This is a genomic window from Pseudomonas sp. GW822-FHT04C11 (genome assembly GCF_058800905.1).
The window spans coordinates 156,624-174,284 of sequence record NZ_JBXAMS010000008.1; the positions used below are offsets into that span (position 1 = coordinate 156,624).

The 17,661-nt window shown below is 61.1% G+C and carries 17 protein-coding genes; 13 read left to right on the plus strand and 4 right to left on the minus strand.

What is annotated here, in order from left to right:
- Positions 1-75 precede the first annotated feature (75 nt).
- The 9 genes from mdcA to madM all read left to right on the plus strand — a co-directional run bounded on the left by mdcA (position 76) and on the right by madM (position 7,342).
- Positions 76-1,746 carry a malonate decarboxylase subunit alpha gene (mdcA, locus tag AC1RJ3_RS15530; protein ID WP_054597429.1) on the plus strand — a complete coding sequence of 557 codons (1,671 nt, stop codon included), beginning with the start codon at positions 76-78 and terminating at the stop codon, positions 1,744-1,746.
- The gene (locus tag AC1RJ3_RS15535) at positions 1,746-2,621 is read left to right on the plus strand and encodes a triphosphoribosyl-dephospho-CoA synthase (RefSeq protein WP_493079433.1); all 876 of its coding nucleotides are present in this window, start codon (positions 1,746-1,748) and stop codon (positions 2,619-2,621) included. The genes mdcA and AC1RJ3_RS15535 overlap by 1 nt, the downstream gene beginning before the upstream one ends.
- Positions 2,621-2,920: a malonate decarboxylase subunit delta gene (locus AC1RJ3_RS15540; RefSeq protein ID WP_103318509.1), complete on the plus strand. Its 300-nt coding sequence runs from the start codon at positions 2,621-2,623 to the stop codon at positions 2,918-2,920. Before AC1RJ3_RS15535 ends, AC1RJ3_RS15540 begins: the two co-directional genes overlap by 1 nt.
- Positions 2,913-3,764 carry a biotin-independent malonate decarboxylase subunit beta gene (locus AC1RJ3_RS15545; RefSeq protein WP_493079434.1) on the plus strand — a complete coding sequence of 284 codons (852 nt, stop codon included), beginning with the start codon at positions 2,913-2,915 and terminating at the stop codon, positions 3,762-3,764. The genes AC1RJ3_RS15540 and AC1RJ3_RS15545 overlap by 8 nt, the downstream gene beginning before the upstream one ends.
- The gene (mdcE, locus tag AC1RJ3_RS15550; RefSeq protein WP_493079435.1) at positions 3,761-4,564 is read left to right on the plus strand and encodes a biotin-independent malonate decarboxylase subunit gamma; all 804 of its coding nucleotides are present in this window, start codon (positions 3,761-3,763) and stop codon (positions 4,562-4,564) included. The genes AC1RJ3_RS15545 and mdcE overlap by 4 nt, the downstream gene beginning before the upstream one ends.
- The gene (locus AC1RJ3_RS15555) at positions 4,558-5,178 is read left to right on the plus strand and encodes a malonate decarboxylase holo-ACP synthase (protein ID WP_493079436.1); all 621 of its coding nucleotides are present in this window, start codon (positions 4,558-4,560) and stop codon (positions 5,176-5,178) included. The genes mdcE and AC1RJ3_RS15555 overlap by 7 nt, the downstream gene beginning before the upstream one ends.
- Entirely contained in the window at positions 5,175-6,095 is a 921-nt protein-coding gene (mdcH, locus tag AC1RJ3_RS15560; protein WP_493079437.1) for a malonate decarboxylase subunit epsilon, read from the plus strand. The genes AC1RJ3_RS15555 and mdcH overlap by 4 nt, the downstream gene beginning before the upstream one ends.
- A gap of 64 nt (positions 6,096-6,159) precedes the next feature.
- Positions 6,160-6,576 (plus strand): malonate transporter subunit MadL, encoded by a 417-nt coding sequence (gene madL / locus AC1RJ3_RS15565; RefSeq protein WP_054597422.1) that lies wholly within the window; start codon positions 6,160-6,162, stop codon positions 6,574-6,576.
- A 1-nt stretch (position 6,577) separates the two neighbouring features.
- Entirely contained in the window at positions 6,578-7,342 is a 765-nt protein-coding gene (gene madM, locus AC1RJ3_RS15570; protein WP_019690474.1) for a malonate transporter subunit MadM, read from the plus strand.
- 137 nt (positions 7,343-7,479) lie between these two features.
- Here madM and AC1RJ3_RS15575 read toward each other — a convergent pair whose 3' ends face one another.
- The gene (locus AC1RJ3_RS15575) at positions 7,480-8,394 is read right to left on the minus strand and encodes a LysR family transcriptional regulator (RefSeq protein ID WP_347926786.1); all 915 of its coding nucleotides are present in this window, start codon (positions 8,392-8,394) and stop codon (positions 7,480-7,482) included.
- Positions 8,395-9,183: 789 nt separating this feature from the next.
- Here AC1RJ3_RS15575 and AC1RJ3_RS15580 point away from each other — a divergent pair.
- The 4 genes from AC1RJ3_RS15580 (at position 9,184) to AC1RJ3_RS15595 (ending at position 14,103) form a co-directional block, all read left to right on the plus strand.
- Positions 9,184-10,593, plus strand: a complete 1,410-nt coding sequence (locus AC1RJ3_RS15580) for a circularly permuted type 2 ATP-grasp protein (RefSeq protein ID WP_054597420.1) — start codon at positions 9,184-9,186, stop codon at positions 10,591-10,593.
- Positions 10,594-10,596: 3 nt separating this feature from the next.
- Positions 10,597-11,547, plus strand: a complete 951-nt coding sequence (locus tag AC1RJ3_RS15585) for an alpha-E domain-containing protein (RefSeq protein WP_493079438.1) — start codon at positions 10,597-10,599, stop codon at positions 11,545-11,547.
- Positions 11,544-12,341 carry a transglutaminase family protein gene (locus AC1RJ3_RS15590; RefSeq protein WP_493079439.1) on the plus strand — a complete coding sequence of 266 codons (798 nt, stop codon included), beginning with the start codon at positions 11,544-11,546 and terminating at the stop codon, positions 12,339-12,341. Before AC1RJ3_RS15585 ends, AC1RJ3_RS15590 begins: the two co-directional genes overlap by 4 nt.
- Positions 12,342-12,492: 151 nt before the next feature.
- A complete protein-coding gene (locus AC1RJ3_RS15595; RefSeq protein WP_493079440.1) occupies positions 12,493-14,103 on the plus strand; it encodes a gamma-glutamyltransferase family protein in 1,611 nt (536 codons plus the stop codon).
- A gap of 85 nt (positions 14,104-14,188) precedes the next feature.
- Here AC1RJ3_RS15595 and AC1RJ3_RS15600 read toward each other — a convergent pair whose 3' ends face one another.
- The 3 genes from AC1RJ3_RS15600 to AC1RJ3_RS15610 form a co-directional block, all read right to left on the minus strand.
- On the minus strand, positions 14,189-14,848 hold the full coding sequence (locus tag AC1RJ3_RS15600) for an MliC family protein (protein ID WP_493079441.1): 660 nt from the start codon (positions 14,846-14,848) through the stop codon (positions 14,189-14,191).
- A gap of 280 nt (positions 14,849-15,128) precedes the next feature.
- Positions 15,129-15,326: a YbdD/YjiX family protein gene (locus tag AC1RJ3_RS15605; protein WP_347926778.1), complete on the minus strand. Its 198-nt coding sequence runs from the start codon at positions 15,324-15,326 to the stop codon at positions 15,129-15,131.
- Between the two features lie 15 nt (positions 15,327-15,341).
- A complete protein-coding gene (locus tag AC1RJ3_RS15610) occupies positions 15,342-17,399 on the minus strand; it encodes a carbon starvation CstA family protein (protein WP_493079442.1) in 2,058 nt (685 codons plus the stop codon).
- Between the last annotated feature and the right edge of the window lie 262 nt (positions 17,400-17,661).

Here is a 17,661-nt window from a genome sequence, read left to right on the forward strand (position 1 = left end):
GCCGCTCATCTTGATTGATGCCTCCCTCCGTTAGCTCCTAAGGTAGCTCCACGTAAGCGAACCCGTGGAGTGAGCATGACAACAACAATATCCCCCGACTCGCGCTGGACGCGGCGGCGCAGTGAAAAACAGCGTCGCCTGGAGCAGGTGCGGGGTCTCGCCGATGGCGTGGTGTTGCCCACCGACAAGATCGTTGCGGCGCTGGAGGCATTGATTCTGCCTGGCGACCGCGTGGTGCTGGAGGGCAACAACCAGAAGCAGGCGGACTTTCTTTCCCGTTCCCTGGCCAAGGCCGATCCGGCCAAGCTGCATGACCTGCATATGATCATGCCCAGCGTCGGCCGCTCCGAGCACCTGGACCTGTTCGAACGAGGCATCGCGCGTAAGCTCGATTTCTCCTTCGCCGGCACCCAGAGTTTGCGCATCAGCCAGTTGCTTGAAGATGGTCTGCTGGAAATCGGCGCGATCCACACCTACATCGAACTCTACGCCCGACTGGTGGTGGACCTGATTCCCAACGTGGTGCTCTCGGCCGGTTTCATGGCCGACCGTGCCGGCAATATCTACACCGGGCCGAGCACCGAGGACACTCCGGCGCTGATCGAGCCGGCGGCCTTCAGCGACGGCATTGTGATCGTCCAGGTCAACCAGTTGGTGGACGACGTCAGCGAGTTGCCCCGCGTGGACATCCCCGCGTCCTGGGTGGATTTCGTGGTGGTGGCCGACAAGCCGTTCTACATCGAACCGTTGTTCACCCGTGACCCTCGGCACATCAAACCCGTGCATGTGCTGATGGCGATGATGGCGATCCGCGGGATTTATGAGAAACACAACGTTCAGTCGCTCAACCACGGTATCGGTTTCAACACTGCCGCCATCGAATTGATCTTGCCGACCTACGGCGAATCGCTTGGACTCAAGGGCAAGATCTGCCGCAACTGGACCCTTAACCCGCACCCGACGCTGATTCCGGCCATCGAAAGTGGCTGGGTCGAAAGCGTGCATTGCTTCGGCACCGAACTGGGGATGGAGAATTACATCGCCGCGCGCCCGGACGTGTTTTTCACTGGTCGCGACGGCTCCCTGCGTTCCAATCGAATGTTCTGCCAACTGGCCGGGCAGTACGCGGTGGACCTGTTTATCGGTGCAACCTTGCAGGTGGACGGCGACGGCCATTCTTCCACCGTGACCCGTGGACGCCTGGCCGGTTTTGGCGGCGCGCCGAACATGGGCCACGACCCGCGTGGTCGCCGCCACGGTACCCCGGCCTGGCTCGACATGCGCCACGACGATGCCCCCGAAGCGCTGCTCGAACGTGGCAAGAAGCTGGTGGTGCAAATGGTCGAGACTTTCCAGGAGGGCGGCAAACCGACTTTCGTTGAAACCCTCGATGCGGTTGAAGTGGCGAAGAAAAGCGGCATGCCGCTGGCGCCGATCATGATCTACGGCGACGACGTCACTCACCTGCTCACCGAAGAAGGCATCGCCTATTTGTACAAGGCGCGCTCCCTGGAAGAACGCCAGGCAATGATCGCGGCTGTGGCCGGGGTCACCGCCATCGGCCTGCGCCATAACCCCAAAGACACTGCGCGGATGCGCCGCGAGGGCCTGATCGCCTTGCCCGAAGACCTCGGCATCCGCCGCACCGACGCCACCCGCGAATTGCTGGCGGCGAAAAGCGTCGCCGATCTGGTGGAGTGGTCGGGTGGCTTGTACAACCCGCCCGCCAAATTCAGGAGCTGGTAATGCACGCACTCAATCTGCAACCCAAACGCCTGACCCTGGCCGAACGGCTGGCGGACCTGGCGGTAGACGCGCTGATCGACGAAGCCGACCTGTCACCCAAACCGGCGCTGGTCGATCGTCGCGGCAACGGTGCCCACAGCGATTTGCACCTGGGGCTGATGCACGCATCGGCGCTGTCGCTGTGGCCGGCCTTCAAGGACATGGCTGAAGCGGCCAGCGCGTTTGGCGAAGTCGGTCTGCCGCTGCGCGAGGCCCTCGGGCAAATCGGTCGCGACGGTGAACAAGCGATGCTGGCCACCACCGATGGCGTGAACACCCATCGCGGAGCGATCTGGGCTTTGGGCCTGTTGGTCGCGGCCGCTGCGCTGGAGCCTGAATCCAGTGGTGCCAGCGCGGTCACTGTGCGCGCTGCGCGTCTGGCCTTACTCGAGGATCGCCATGCGCCACGGCCGTTCAGCCACGGCGCTCAAGTAGCGCAACGTTACGGGGCGCGGGGCGCTCGGGAAGAGGCACAACTAGGCTTTCCGGCCGTGATGCAATTCGGCTTGCCGCAACTCCAACGTAGCCGCGCCAATGGCAGCGGCGAACAGAACGCCCGGCTCGATGCCTTGCTGGCGATCATGAGCACGCTCGCCGATACCTGCGTGCTTTACCGCGCAGGCGAACAGGGGCTGCAAACGATGCAACTCGGCGCCCGCTCGGTGCTCGAGGCGGGCGGCAGCGCCAGCCTGGCCGGTCGTCGCCGGTTGCATGAGCTGGACCAACAATTAATTGCGTTGAATGCCTCGCCCGGTGGCGCTGCGGATTTGCTTGCAGCCTGTCTGTTTATCGACCGCATCTCAGCCCGCGACGGCGTCATCCAGGGAGCTTTCTGATGGAAACCTTATCCTTTGAATTCCCCGCCGGGCAGCCGGCGCGGGGCAGGGCGCTGGTCGGCTGTGTCGGCTCGGGCGATCTTGAAGTGCTGCTCGAACCGGGACAGGCCGGCACCCTGACGATCCAGGTGCAGACCTCGGTCAATGGCAGCCAACAGCGCTGGCAGCATGTGTTCGCACGGATGTTCGATGGCCAGACACCGCCGGCGATGACCATCGATATTCATGATTTCGGGGCCACGCCAGGCGTGGTGCGCTTGCGTCTGGAACAGGGCTTCGAGGAGATCGGCCATGAGTGACAGCGCAGCGCTGCTCAACAAACACAGCTTCGTCGAACTCGGCGCTCGGCACCGCGCCAAGGCCTTGCTCGACGCCGGGACCTTCCGTGAATTGCTCGACCCGTTCCAGCGTGTCATGTCGCCATGGCTGTCGCGTCAGGGCGTGGTGCCGCAAGCCGATGACGGTGTGGTCATCGCCAAGGGCAGCATCGGCGGTTTGCCAGTGGTGATCGCCGCCATCGAAGGCGCCTTTCAGGGCGGCAGCCTGGGTGAAGTCGGCGGGGCGAAAATTGCCGGCGCGCTGGAACTGGCAGCCGAGGACAACCGCAAGGGCATCGCCACCCGCGCCGTGCTGTTGCTGGAAACCGGTGGCGTGCGTTTGCAGGAAGCCAACCTCGGGCTGGCAGCGATTGCCGATATTCACGCGGCGATTGTCGATTTGCGCCAGTACCAGCCGGTGATCGGTGTGGTGGCCGGCAGCGTCGGTTGTTTTGGCGGCATGTCGATTGCCGCCGGGTTGTGCAGTTATCTGCTGGTCACTCAGGAAGCGCGACTTGGCCTTAATGGTCCGCAGGTGATCGAACAGGAAGCCGGGATCGAGGAATACGACTCGCGCGACCGTCCGTTCATCTGGAGCCTGACCGGCGGCGAGCAACGGTTCGCCAGTGGGCTGGTGGATCGGTATGTCGCCGATGACGTGGCGCAGATTCAGCAACAGGTCAGCGAGTTGTTGCAGCAGGGGTTACCCGCTGAACAGCGCAGTCGCCAGGCGGATCTTTTCCTGCAACGCCTCGCGCGCCTGGACGCGGTGCCACAAATCGAGCCGGTGACGGTTCGCGATCTGTACCAAGGAGCGCACTCATGAGCAGTTATTCCCTGAGAGGTTTGCACTGGTTTGACGCCTTGAGTGCCGGCGCCACCGTCGTCGACGGATTGCCCGCTTCGTTGAAAGTCGCCGATGGCGTGCTGCGCAAGCAGCCCGTGCGGTATATCGTCGTGGTGGCCGATCCGCAGAACCGCTTTGTCCGCGCCCGTCACGGCGAGGTCGGTTTGTTGGAGGGCTGGGGGCTGGCCAAAGCGGTGGATGAAGTCATTGAGGCCGATCGCGCCAAACCGCAAAAACGCGCGCTGATCGCCATCGTCGATGTGCCGAGCCAGGCCTACGGTCGTCGCGAAGAAGCCTTGGGCATCCACCAGGCGCTGGCCGCTGCTGCGGACAGTTATGCCCGTGCACGACTGGCCGGGCATGCGGTGATTGGTTTGCTGGTGGGCAAGGCGATGTCCGGGGCGTTTCTGGCCCACGGTTATCAGGCCAACCGGCTGATTGCCTTGCGTGACCCAGGGGTAATGGTTCACGCCATGGGCAAGGTCTCGGCTGCGCGGGTCACCCTGCGCAGTGTTGAAGAACTCGAAGTGCTGGCTGCCAGCGTACCGCCGATGGCCTATGACATCGACAGCTATGCCAGCCTTGGCCTGCTTTGGGAAACCCTGACGGTGGAGCAGATCGAGCAGCCGACCGCGAGCGATCTGGCTCGGGTCAGCGACTGTTTACGCCAGGCCATTGGCGACGTTGAAAGCACCGGGGCTGATTTGAGCTCGCGTCTGGGGGCGGCCAATCGTGCGGCGTCAAGCAAGGTTCGTCAGCTGTTGCGTGAGCAATGGTGAACGCGTTTCTGGCCCATGACCTGCTCTGGGGCCTGACCGCGGAGCAGTTGCCAGCGGACGCGCCACGCTGGGCCGTCGAGGTGACACGCAAGGGTCACCCCGTCGTGGTTCGACGCGCCATGAGTGCCGCCGATCAGATTGCGGTGGGTGTACGTGGACCGTTGCGCGAGCAACGTTATGCCACATGGATGGCGGTCGAGGCGATCCGGCAGCGGATTCGACCGGAAGATCTTTGCCATGTCGAGGGTGATCGCGATCTGCCGGCCTTGCAGGCCCTGGTGCAATTGCGACCGATGCTCGATGCCTGCGGTTGGGTCTGGGGCGTCAGTGGCAGCGCCGGGTTTGAATTGGCCTGTGGTGTGACGGCCTTGCATGAGCGCAGCGATCTCGACTTGATCCTGCGTACGCCGCAACCGTTGGATCGGGTTCAGGCTCGGGAACTGCTGACGTGGCTGGACGCCGCTGCGTGCCCGGTGGATATGCAATTGCAAACGCCACTGGGCGCGGTTGCCTTGCGCGAATGGGCCGGTCCGGCACAGCGGGTGCTGCTCAAAAATGCCCACGAAGCACGGCTGGTGACCGACCCTTGGTATCCACAGGAGCAAACGGCGTGAGCAGCCTGTTGGTGTTTCCCGGCCAGGGCGCGCAGCAGCCGGGCATGCTCCATCGTTTGCCCAAGGCGACCGTGATCGAGGCGAGCGAGGTGCTGGGCGAAGATGTTTTGCTACTCGATTCCACCCAGGCGCTGAAGTCGACCCGTGCGGTTCAGTTGTGTCTGCTGATCGCGGGAACCGCGGCGGCGCGCAGGTTGTTGCAGCAGGGATGTACAGCCGATTACGTGGCCGGGTTGTCCATCGGCGCGTACCCGGCGGCGGTGGTGGCGGGTGCGTTGCGTTTCAGCGATGCACTGCATCTGGTCAGCCTGCGGGGGGAGCTGATGCAACAGGCCTGGCCGCAGGGCTACGGCATGACCGCGATCATCGGTCTGGACCTCGCGACCGTGGAAGGCTTGCTGGCGCGGGTTCACAGCAGCGAGACGCCGGTTTACCTGGCCAACATCAATGCCGATAACCAGTTGGTGATTGCCGGCAGTGATGCGGCGATGAACGCTGTCGCTGAATTGGCCAAAGGCTGTGGCGCAGGGTTGGCTAAACGGCTGTCGGTCAGCGTGCCGTCGCATTGCCCGCTGCTCGATGAGCCCGCGCAGGTACTGGCCGAGGCGTTTGCCAAAGTGCCATTGAAGCTACCGACAATCGGCTACCTGAGTGGCAGCCGCGCCCGGCCGATCCGTTCGGTCGAGGCGTTGCGCGAGGATCTGGCGTTCAACATGTGCCGGGTGGTGGACTGGCGCGGCACCGTACAAAGCGCCTACGAGCGTGGCGTGCGGTTGCACATCGAACTGCCGCCCGGTGCAGTGCTGACAGGATTGGCCCGACGGGTGTTTGAACAAGGCACGGTGATCGCCTTCGATGGTGCTCGCCTGGACACGTTGCAAGCGCTGCTGCGTGAGGAGGGAAGTCGCCAACCCTAGACACCGCTCACGCTGCGAAGGACAAAAACAATAACTTCGACGATGCACTTTGAGGATAACAACAATGATTATTTACGGTGTGGCGCTGCTGGCGATCTGTACGCTGGCAGGGGTGATCATGGGTGACATGCTCGGCGTGTTGCTGGGCGTCAAGTCCAATGTCGGCGGGGTCGGTATCGCGATGATCCTGCTGATTTTCGCGAAGCTGTGGATGCACAAGCGCGGCGGCATGACCAAGGATTGCGAGTTGGGTGTCGGCTTCTGGGGCGCCATGTACATTCCGGTGGTGGTGGCCATGGCTGCACAACAGAACGTTGTCGCCGCCTTGCACGGCGGCCCGGTGGCGGTGTTGGCGGCCATCGGTTCAGTGGTGATCTGTGGTTGCACTATCGCCCTGATCAGCCGGACCCACAAAGGCGAACCGTTGCCGGACGAGCCGGTCGACAGTGTCTCGATCACAGCTCCAGCAGGAGGTCGCTGATATGTGGAACCTCATGGAAGCGGGTCTGAAACATAACGATCTGGTCACCGCGTTCGCATTCGTCGGGGTGATCATGTGGATCTCCGTCGTGCTCTCCAAACGCCTGACGTTCGGACGGATTCATGGCTCGGCGATTGCCATCGTCATCGGCTTGGTGCTGGCCTGGGTCGGCGGCACGCTCACCGGTGGGCAGAAAGGCCTGGCGGACGTCGCGGTGTTTTCCGGCATCGGCCTGATGGGAGGCGCCATGCTGCGGGACTTTGCGATCGTCGCCACGGCGTTCGAGGTGCAGGCCACCGAAGCACGCAAGGCCGGGCTGATCGGCGCGCTCGCGCTGCTGCTGGGTACCGTGCTGCCGTTTATTGTCGGGGCGAGCATCGCCTGGATGTTCGGCTATCGCGATGCGGTGAGCATGACCACCATTGGCGCCGGTGCGGTGACCTACATCGTTGGCCCGGTGACGGGCGCGGCGATTGGCGCCAGTTCCGACGTGGTCGCGCTATCGATTGCCACCGGCTTGATCAAGGCGATTCTGGTGATGGTCGGCACACCGATGGCGGCGCGATGGATGGGGCTTGATAACCCGCGCTCGGCGATGGTCTTCGGTGGGTTGGCCGGCACCGTCAGCGGTGTGACGGCGGGCCTGGCGGCGACGGATCGGCGGTTGGTGCCTTATGGGGCGCTGACGGCGACCTTTCATACCGGGCTGGGCTGCCTGCTGGGGCCGTCGTTGCTGTACTTCATCGTTCGCGGGATTGTCGGCTAGGTTGAGGATTTGACTCGCCTGTGATGCCGTCATCGCGGGCAAGCCTTGCTCCTACTGGTTTTGCGTAAGCCGCAGGATTTTGGCGCGACATATGACCCGTAGGAGCAAGGCTTGCCCGCGATGGGCTCGCCTCGGTTTCAGGCCTGCCGATTGGCATACATCCGACACTCCGCCAACAACGCCAGCAGGTTCGGGTCGCGTTCCTTGGCTTTCAGAAACACCACCCCAATGTGCTGCTGCAACCGATAGCGCTCCTGCAACGGGATCAGCTTCACCCGGTTCTCGTACACCGCCGCAATCCGCCCTGGCAGCAGCGCATAGCCAACCCCGGAGCTGACCATGCTCAGCAGGGTGAAGATGTCGTTGACCTGCATCGCCACCTTGGGCTCGAACCCCGCCTGCTTGAACACCCGGATACTGTCCTGATGCGTGGCGAAGCCCTGGGTCAGGGTAATGAAGGTCTCGTTGCGCACTTCGGCGAGATCGACTTCAACCCGTTGGGCAAATGGTGAATCGGCCGGTGTGGCGAGGAAGATGTCGTCGGAAAACAGTGGGATCTGCTCGCAGTCCGGGTCGTTGACACTGTCGTCCAGGGATACCAGGATCGCGTCGACTTCCATGTTCTTGAGCTTGTACAGCAGGTCGATGTTCGAACCGAGGATCAGGTCGATATTGAGTTCGCTGCGGCGGATCTTCAGGCCCATGATCAGTTGCGGCACAGTCTTGACCGTCAGCGAATACAGCGAGCCGAGCTTGAAGCGTTCGGCCGAAAACCCCGCGGCTTCGCGGGTCAGGCGCACGCTTTCGAGCACATCCTGAATCAGCTTCTGCGCCCGCTCTTCGAGTACATAGGCGCTTTCCAGCGGCGTCAGGTTACGCCCTTCATGCTTGAACAGCGGGCAGCGCAATGCGCTTTCCAGCGAGTGAATGGCCCGGTGCACGCTGACGTTGCTGGTCTGCAGTTCGGCCGCCGCACGGGCCAGGTTGCCGGTGCGCATGAACGCCAGGAACACTTCCAGCTTTTTCAGGGTCAGTTCTTCGTCGATCAGCATGGCCATCACTCTTTTTCAGTCCGCTGATTATGCCCATGCGCTGTTGCGTTGTCCGATGTGCGGTTGCGTTCCTGTCAGGTCGGTGTTGACCGTCGTAACCTGCGACTTGAAGCGCTCATTCAACCGAATAATGTGATGAGTGCTTTTATGCGTCATCAGCAGGCACTTCGGTTCCATGCGCAGCCATAGTGTGCATTTGTGTGCGCATTAATGGTGCAAGGATGAAATTTGATGTACGGGTCTGAAGGTTTGGTATTACAAAGCTCATAAAAAAGAGTGGGTAAAAATTTCCCGTTTACAGGGCAATAAAGTCAACTTATTTACCCAATGCACCGATTTTGTTCGCGCCAGAGTTGTGCAAACGATAAGTGCAATAAACGTTTCAGCGTGTTACGAGAAAAACACCGTATAAATGAACGTAAATGTCGCCTCAATATCATTGTTGGGGCTTTTTCCGATTTTTAGCGGCCCTGGCGTTGCGTGGGCACAGCCCTTGCAAAAGCACTTTCAAACCACCGGAAGTGTGGTTTTTGCGAAAAAAGGAAACTGGGGGCGTTACAAGTAGGAGCGCCAGTAAGCTAATCCGGAAACGGCCAGATCTCTGACGCCAGAATGCGTCAAGACGCTGTCGGAATCGTGAGCTTCCAGCTTCATAAAGGGACAGGAAGTTCACGGTGCACACTGAGGTGCTTTACAGAAACAGTACTCACTAAAACAACGTAAGGCTTCATCTATTGGAATGACAAAGTTATAAAAAAATGCCGGCTGTATCGCGGCAAGGAGTGGGGTATGTCCCGAGCTTTTTTTAATGAAATGTATGATGCGAGTGGTGGCTGCCGGCCACATTACCAGGAGTTTGCGCGCTGGTTGGCGGACACGCCCCTGGAGCTGCTGGATCAGCGTCGTCGCGAAGCCGACCTGCTGTTCCATCGAGCCGGCATCACCTTCACGTTATATGGGGACGAGCAGGGCACCGAGCGGTTGATTCCGTTCGACATCATTCCACGCAGCATCAAGGCCAGTGAATGGCAGATGGTCGAGCGTGGCTGCATTCAGCGGGTCCAGGCCTTGAACATGTTCCTGGCCGATATCTATCACGGGCAACGGATTCTCAAGGAGGGCATTATTCCGGCCGAACAGGTGTTAGCCAACGAGGGTTATCAGGTCGCCATGCAGGGCCTGAATTTGCACCGCGGTATCTATGCGCACATCTCCGGGGTCGATCTGGTGCGCGATGGCGACGGCAGTTACTACGTACTCGAAGACAATCTGCGCACGCCCAGCGGCGTCAGCTACATGCTCGAAGACCGCAAGATGATGATGCGCCTGTTTCCCGAACTCTTCGCCGCCCAGCGTGTGGCGCCCATCGACCACTACCCGAACCTGCTGCTGGACACCCTCAAGAGTTCCAGCCCCCTGGACAACCCGACGACCGTGGTACTGACCCCGGGCCGCTTCAACAGCGCTTACTTCGAACACGCGTTCCTGGCCCGTGAAATGGGTGTGGAACTGGTTGAAGGCGCCGATCTGTTCGTTCGCGACGATCATGTCTACATGCGCACCACCGCCGGCCCGAAACAGGTGGATGTGATTTATCGGCGCCTCGACGATGCGTTTCTCGACCCGCTGTCCTTCAATCCGGACTCCATGCTGGGCGTGCCCGGGCTGGTGACGGTTTATCGCGCAGGGAACGTGATCCTCGCCAATGCCATAGGCACCGGCGTGGCGGATGACAAGTCGATCTACCCGTATGTCGGTGACATGATCCGCTTCTACCTCGCCGAGGAACCGATCCTCAAGAACGTACCGACCTGGCAGTGTCGCAAACCGGAAGAACTGTCCCACGTGCTGGCCAATCTTCCCGAGCTGGTAGTCAAGGAAACCCAGGGTTCCGGTGGCTACGGGATGCTGGTCGGCCCGGCGGCCACAGCGGCGGAAATCGAGGACTTCCGCGCGCGTCTCAAGGCACGTCCCGAAGCGTATATCGCCCAGCCGACGCTGTGCCTGTCCACGTGTCCGACCTTTGTCGAAAGCGGCATCGCCCCGCGCCACATCGACCTGCGCCCGTTTGTGCTGTCGGGCCGTGAAACCCGCCTGGTGCCCGGCGGCCTGACCCGCGTGGCATTGCGCGAAGGCTCGCTGGTGGTGAACTCGTCCCAGGGCGGTGGCACCAAAGACACTTGGGTAGTGGAGGACTAAGACATGCTTTCAAGAACCGCTTCGGACCTCTACTGGATGTCCCGTTATCTGGAGCGCGCCGAAAACCTGGCGCGCATGCTCGAAGTCAGTTACTCGCTGTCGCTGATGCCCCAGGCCGGGCGCACCGATGGCCATGCCGAACTGTCGATGTCGCTGTTGGCCGCCGGCACGCTGGACGACTACAACCAGCGCTACGGCGAACTCAACACCGAACGCATGCTGCATTTTTTCGCGCTGGATGAAACCAACCCCGGCAGTATCTATTGCTGCCTGCAAGCGGCGCGGACCAATGCCCACGCGGTACGTGGACGGATCACCGCCGACATGTGGGAGAACATCAACGCCACCTGGCTGGAGATGCGCAACATCGCCCGCAATGGCCTGGGTCGTTATGGCATCAGCCATTTCTGCGAGTGGGTCAAGGAGCGTTCGCACCTGTTCCGCGGGGCAACCTCCGGCACCATCATGCGCAACGATGCCTACTGCTTCATTCGACTGGGCACCTTCCTCGAACGCGCCGACAACACCCTGCGCCTGCTGGATGCGCGCTACGAAATGTACGGCGAGGAGTCGGAGGAGGTGAGCGACAACTCGGCCCGCGGCTACTACCAATGGAGCGCCTTGCTGCGTGCCTTGTCGTCTTTCGAGGCGTTCAACGAGCTCTACCGCAATGCGCCGAACGCCGAGCAGGTCTCCGAGATGCTGCTGTTGCGCGCCGCGGTTCCGCGTTCGCTGCACGCCTGCATTGAGGAACTGGACCAGATCCTCGCCAGCCTGCCGGGCAGTAACGGGCGGGCGGCCCAGCGGCTGGCCGCCGAACTGAATGCGCGGCTGCGCTACACCGGGATCGACGAGATTCTCGGTTTCGGTCTACACCTCTGGCTGACTGATTTCATCTCCCAGGTTCGCCATCTCGGCCAGACCGTCCACGAATCCTATCTGGAGGTCGTATGAAACTGTCCATACGCCACGACACCACCTACAGCTACACCGACGAAGTCTGCACCAGCATCCAGTTCCTGCGTTTGACGCCCAAGAACACCGAGCGCCAGCACATTCTGGAATGGCACCTGGAACTGCCGCGCCTGGTACGTAGCCAGCTCGACCCTTACGGCAACATCCTGCACGTATTGACGATGGATGAGCCCCACGGCGCCCTCGTGCTAACCGCCTATGGTCAGGTTGAAATCGACCAGATGCTGGAGGTGGAGCACGACAGTCAGTCGCCGTTGCCGTTCTTGCGCACCAGCCATCTGACCAAGGCTGACGACGCCCTCAATGCCTTTGCCATACGGCGGTGCGGCACGCGGCGTGATCGCGGGGCGTTGATTGACTTGATGCATGGCCTCGCCGAACACATGGTCTATAGCCCGGGCGCTACAGCGGTGGACACCACCGCAGCCGAAGCCTTTGCCGCCGGCGTCGGGGTCTGCCAGGACCATACCCATGCCTTCCTGGCCTGCGCTCGCAGCCTGGGCATTCCTGCGCGCTACGTCTCCGGTTATCTGTGCACAGAAGATGAAAGCCATTTGGCCAGCCATGCCTGGGCCGAAGCCTGGCTCGACGATGGTTGGTACAGCTTCGACGTCACCAACAGATTGGCGCGACCCGAGCGCCATCTGAAACTGGCGGTGGGCCTCGAGTACCTTGACGCTTGCCCGGTGCGCGGCATGCGTCGCGGGGGAGGGGCCGAGCACATGCTCGCGCGGGTCCAGGTGTCGTCCCAGTTGCAGGTTCAGCACCAATAAAACTCGTTCGCACCGTCACCATAACCGGCTATACCGTCTCCATGACGGTATGGCCGCTCATCATTCAGATCTTTGGCCAGCCACGCCCGCGCCCGCGCCTTTCTTGGTCGGGTGCTGTGAGCCCGAGCATCCCTAATGTGTGAGACCTGCCATGTTCAAATTTTCTGCCCATGAGTATCCCTACGCCTCACAGCGCCAAAGTGTTTTCGCAAAACGCGGCATGGTCGCGGCCTCGCAGCCGTTGGCTGCCGAAGCCGGTATCGAGATCATGCGGCGTGGTGGCAACGCGATTGACGCCGCGATTGCCACCGCAGCAGCGTTGACCGTGGTCGAGCCGACCGGTTGCGGTATCGGTGGCGACGCCTTTGCATTGGTCTGGAGTCAGAACAAACTGCATGGCTTGAGCGCCAATGGCGGCGCCCCGCAAGCCCTGAGCATTGAAGCGGTGAGAGCCGCCGGCCACAAAAAAATGCCATTGCATGGATGGACACCCGTGACAGTTCCAGGCTGCCCGTCGGCATGGGCTGAGCTGTCCAAACGGTTCGGTCGTCTGCCCTTTGCCGATGTGTTGCAGCCAGCCATCAGTTTGGCAGGCGACGGCTTTCCGGTTTCGCCAGTGGTTGCTCTTCAATGGCAAACCGCGTTGGAGAACTTCACCCCGAGCCGCAACGAAGTTCTCGATAGCTGGTTCGAAACCTTTTTGATTGACGGACGAGCGCCCCGCGCTGGCGAGATGTTTTACAACCCGGCCCAGGCGCGGACCTTGACGGAACTCGCGGCCACAGGTTGCGAAAGCTTTTATCGTGGGGCGCTGGCGCAACGGTTGGACGCCCATTCCAGGGCGACCGGCGGGTATTTGCGCGCCAGTGATTTACAAGGTTACCGCGCCCAATGGGTCGAGCCGATCAAGGTCAATTATCGAGGCTATGACGTCTGGGAGATTCCGCCGAGCGGCCAGGGCCTCGTGGCATTGATGGCCTTGAAGATTCTTGAGGGTTTCGACTTCGATCACCGCGACAGTCAGCAGACCTGGCACCGTCAGCTTGAGGCCATGAAACTCGCTTACAGCGACGGCCTGCATTACATCACTGACCCGCAGCACATGCGGGTCGCGGTGGAGGATTTACTCAGCGAAAACTATGTTGCCCATCGTCGGGCACAGATCGGTGAGCAGGCGATGGCCCCACAACCGGGTGATCCTCACGCCAGCGGCACGGTGTACCTGGCCACCGCCGATGCCGAAGGCAACATGGTTTCGTTCATCCAGAGCAACTACCACGGCTTTGGCTCCGGCGTGGTGTTGCCCGACAGCGGCATCGCCCTGCAAAACCGCGGTGAAGAGTTCAGCCTTGATCCGGCGCACTCGAACTGCCTGGCGCCCGGCAAGAAAACCTTCCACACCATTATCCCGGGGTTTCTCAGCAAGGACGGTGTGGCGATGGGCCCCTTTGGCGTGATGGGCGGCTACATGCAGCCCCAAGGGCACGTGCAGATGGTCATGAACCTGGTGGATTTTGGCCTCAACCCGCAAGCGGCGCTGGATGCACCGCGTTGGCAGTGGCTGGGAGGGCTGCAGGTCGGCATCGAGCAGGACGCTTCGCGGGACATGGCTGCAGCGTTGGCGCGCCGGGGGCATCAAGTGCAAGTGGCCTGCGACCGGACCCGTTATGGGCGTGGACAAATCATCCTGCGCGATCCTGAAACGGGCGTGTTATGTGGCGGAACCGAGCCGCGAACGGACTCGCATATCGCTGTTTTTTGAGGGCAGGTTAGTGATGCGGGTTCTGTGTCCTCGCCTGCCTTCCTGGTCCGGGTAACGGTCTCCAAACGACCTTGCGCCAGAGCAATCAGCCGGCCGGCTCGGCCGTACAACTCATTTCGGCGGAGCCTGGTTTTTGGAAAAGGACCACGTTGTCGTTTTGCCAGAAGCTGTAGTTGCCCTGGAAATCCTTGCCCGTGTATTGGGTTCCCGAGTCACTCGGCACCTGGCTGAGGGTGATCGAAGTATTCGCCCATTTCAGGTACACGACACCCGGTTGCGTGCTGAAGAAGGTGGCGGTAATCAGCGTGTTAAACCCCGTACAACGAATAGCCAGGGGGCCTTCGGTGAGCCGGTCTGGATCCTTGGTTCTCACAATTGCCGAGCCTTGGCGCAACTGGTGCGCGCGTTCGGCATAACTGCGGATCGTGCACGCCTTGGGCGCAGGCGCGGAGGCGCACTGATTACGGGACTTGATCCAGAACTGCTGGTCGATCATGACGGTGTCTGGAGGCGGTACTGAATGCTCATCCGTGAGCGCCAGGCGATAGAGACGCGTCAGTTCGATATCCATCTGTACCAGTTGCGGATCGCGACAGATCAGCTTTTCGATGGATGCCCTAGCCTGGGCGCAGTCGAAACTGGTCTTGAAGATTGGCGAAGGAGGGGCCGCGTTCACACAGGTGCTTGTCGCCGCACACACGCTGGCAGCGAGCAGACAGGTGAAAAGGGTGGTGACCGTTTTCATGTTGGTTTCACCCGGATCATGAGGTGATGCCACGGATCGCCGTGGGACCTGTCGATCCGTTGAACAGTCGTATTGGGTGTATCGCAGTGTAAGGCAGTGCTCAGAACTTGCCATACCGTCCGGATGCACTTTTATAAAGCGGCATGCATAACCATTTGCAGCAGTGGGAGACAGCGCAATGAACTTTCGATTCCATTCGCTCAAGCGTCGTCGACCGTTGCAGGGTTGCCCTGCAACATAGAGTCTCCCACATCACATTTGATAACCCGCCGTCAGCGGATCAACAGCACTTCGGCCCAGCCTTGCCACCATAACGAGCCTCCTGGCGTTCCCGGAAGAACGCCTCGTAGCTCATCACCGGTTTGTCCGGGTGTTGGGTTTGCATATGCTCGACGTAGGTGTCGTAGTCGGGCATGCCGACCATCAGGCGCGCGGCCTGACCGAGGTATTTACCGAGGCGACTCAGGTCATTGAACATGCTTGCAACCCTCGATTACGCTTCTGGAATCGCCTGGAATGGCGATTCTTTATCCGTGCGCTCTTTGCTGCCCCAGGCCGAGATACCGACCTTGATCGCATAGAACAGGATGCTGAAGACCACGAAGAGGAACAGCGCCGTCAGCGTTGCGTTGGTGTAGGCGTTGTAGATCACGTGCTGCATCTGCGTGATGTCCTTGGCCGGGGCGAGGATCTGACCGTTGGCCAGGGCATCGCTGTATTTCTTCGCCAGCGACAGGAAGCCGATCGCCGGGTTGGCGTCGAACAGCTTGATGAAGCCTGCGGTGGTGGTGCAGATCAGCAGCCAGGCGGCTGGCAGCAAGGTCACCCAGATGTAGCGCTGGCGTTTCATTTTGATCAGCACCACCGTGCTAAGCATCAGCGCGATACCGGCCAGCATCTGGTTGGAGATACCGAACAGCGGCCACAAGGTGTTGATGCCGCCCAACGGGTCGATCACGCCTTGGTACAGCAGGTAACCCCACATTGCCACGCAACCGGCGGTCGCGATCAGGTTGGCGGTCCAGGACTCGGTGCGTTTGAGCGCCGGAACAAAGGAGCCGAGCAAGTCCTGCAGCATGAAACGCCCGGCACGGGTGCCAGCGTCGACCGCCGTCAGGATGAACAGCGCTTCGAACAGGATCGCGAAGTGGTACCAGAACGCCATGGTGTTTTCACCCGGCAGAACACTGTGCAGGATCTGCGCGATACCGACCGCCAGGGTCGGCGCACCGCCGGCACGGGCCAGCACGGTGGTTTCACCGATGTCCCTGGCCACCGCTTGCAGGGCTTCCGGGGTAATCATGAAGCCCCAGCTGCTGACAGTCTGAGCCACCTGTACCACGTCACCGCCGACGATTGCCGCCGGGCTGTTCATCGCGAAGTAGACGCCCGGTTCGATCACCGAAGCCGCCACCATCGCCATGATGGCCACGAAGGACTCCATCAGCATGCCGCCGTAACCGATGTAACGGGCATGGCCTTCACTGGCCAACAGTTTCGGGGTGGTCCCGGAAGCAATCAGCGCATGGAAACCCGAGACCGCGCCGCAGGCAATGGTGATGAACAGGAACGGGAACAACCCGCCTTTCCACACCGGTCCGGTGCCGTCGATAAACTGGGTCAGCGCCGGCATTTTCAGCTCGGGCATGGTGATCAGGATGCCAATCGCCAGGGCCATGATGGTGCCGATCTTGAGGAAGGTCGACAGGTAGTCACGTGGCGCCAGGATCAGCCAGACCGGCAGCACCGCGGCAACGAAACCGTAGCCGATCAGCATCCAGGTGATCTGGATCCCGGTGAAGGAGAAGGCCTTGGCCCAGACCGGATCAGCAGCAATCTGCCCGCCCAGCCAGATCGAGCCGAGCAACAGCAGCACGCCGACAACGGAAATCTCACCGATGCGGCCCGGGCGGATGTAGCGCATGTACACGCCCATGAACATCGCAATCGGGATGGTCGCCATCACCGTGAACATGCCCCACGGGCTATCAGCCAGGGCCTTGACCACGATCAGCGCCAGCACCGCGAGGATGATGATCATGATCAGGAAGCAGCCGAACAGCGCGATAGTGCCAGGGACACGGCCCATTTCTTCACGGACCATGTCGCCCAGGGAGCGACCGTTGCGGCGGGTCGACATGAACAGGACCATGAAGTCCTGAACGGCACCGGCCAATACCACGCCGGCGATCAGCCAGAGCGTACCGGGCAGGTAACCCATTTGCGCCGCCAGTACCGGGCCGACCAGTGGCCCGGCGCCGGCAATGGCCGCAAAGTGGTGACCGAAAAGAATGTGTTTGTTGGTGGGTACGTAGTCCAGACCATCGTTATTGACGACGGCGGGGGTGGCTCGACCGGGATCGAGCTGCATCACCTTATTGGCAATAAACAGGCTGTAATAGCGGTATGCGACAAGATAGATAGCGACTGCTGCGACTACGATCCAGAGGGCGTTGATGGCTTCGCCGCGGCGCAGGGCCACGACACTCAGCGCAAAAGCTCCCAGGACAGCCACGGCAAACCAGGCGAGGTGTTTAGCCAGACGGGTCATTGCGTGTCTCCTGCCGACAGCCAGTGGACTGCGGCGGTAATTTTTATAATTGTGTCCGCTATGCGGAGCTGGCCCAATATCCACGCATGCCGTCCACAAATAAATCCGCACGACTACGTACGCACAATCTGCGTAGTTCTACGTAGACGTCGCCGCTCCCAGAGGTTTTGCATTTCAACTGAGCCACAGGTCATTCCATCCAGCGCCGCTACTGGACACGCGTATCTTTGGCATATGATGCCGAGCCTTCGTTTTCCCACGG

Bases quoted from the DNA above. Each gene is read 5' to 3' on its own strand.
- AC1RJ3_RS15545 (WP_493079434.1), top strand. From the start codon at position 2,913: ATGAGTGACAGCGCAGCGCTGCTCAACAAACACAGCTTCGTCGAACTC.
- AC1RJ3_RS15605 (WP_347926778.1), bottom strand. From the start codon at position 15,326: ATGTTCAATGACCTGAGTCGCCTCGGTAAATACCTCGGTCAGGCCGCG.
- AC1RJ3_RS15595 (WP_493079440.1), top strand. From the start codon at position 12,493: ATGTTCAAATTTTCTGCCCATGAGTATCCCTACGCCTCACAGCGCCAA.
- AC1RJ3_RS15535 (WP_493079433.1), top strand. From the start codon at position 1,746: ATGCACGCACTCAATCTGCAACCCAAACGCCTGACCCTGGCCGAACGG.
- AC1RJ3_RS15575 (WP_347926786.1), bottom strand. From the start codon at position 8,394: ATGCTGATCGACGAAGAACTGACCCTGAAAAAGCTGGAAGTGTTCCTG.
- AC1RJ3_RS15580 (WP_054597420.1), top strand. From the start codon at position 9,184: ATGTCCCGAGCTTTTTTTAATGAAATGTATGATGCGAGTGGTGGCTGC.
- AC1RJ3_RS15540 (WP_103318509.1), top strand. From the start codon at position 2,621: ATGGAAACCTTATCCTTTGAATTCCCCGCCGGGCAGCCGGCGCGGGGC.
- mdcE (WP_493079435.1), top strand. From the start codon at position 3,761: ATGAGCAGTTATTCCCTGAGAGGTTTGCACTGGTTTGACGCCTTGAGT.
- mdcA (WP_054597429.1), top strand. From the start codon at position 76: ATGACAACAACAATATCCCCCGACTCGCGCTGGACGCGGCGGCGCAGT.
- madL (WP_054597422.1), top strand. From the start codon at position 6,160: ATGATTATTTACGGTGTGGCGCTGCTGGCGATCTGTACGCTGGCAGGG.
- AC1RJ3_RS15610 (WP_493079442.1), bottom strand. From the start codon at position 17,399: ATGACCCGTCTGGCTAAACACCTCGCCTGGTTTGCCGTGGCTGTCCTG.
- AC1RJ3_RS15555 (WP_493079436.1), top strand. From the start codon at position 4,558: ATGGTGAACGCGTTTCTGGCCCATGACCTGCTCTGGGGCCTGACCGCG.
- madM (WP_019690474.1), top strand. From the start codon at position 6,578: ATGTGGAACCTCATGGAAGCGGGTCTGAAACATAACGATCTGGTCACC.
- AC1RJ3_RS15585 (WP_493079438.1), top strand. From the start codon at position 10,597: ATGCTTTCAAGAACCGCTTCGGACCTCTACTGGATGTCCCGTTATCTG.
- AC1RJ3_RS15590 (WP_493079439.1), top strand. From the start codon at position 11,544: ATGAAACTGTCCATACGCCACGACACCACCTACAGCTACACCGACGAA.
- AC1RJ3_RS15600 (WP_493079441.1), bottom strand. From the start codon at position 14,848: ATGAAAACGGTCACCACCCTTTTCACCTGTCTGCTCGCTGCCAGCGTG.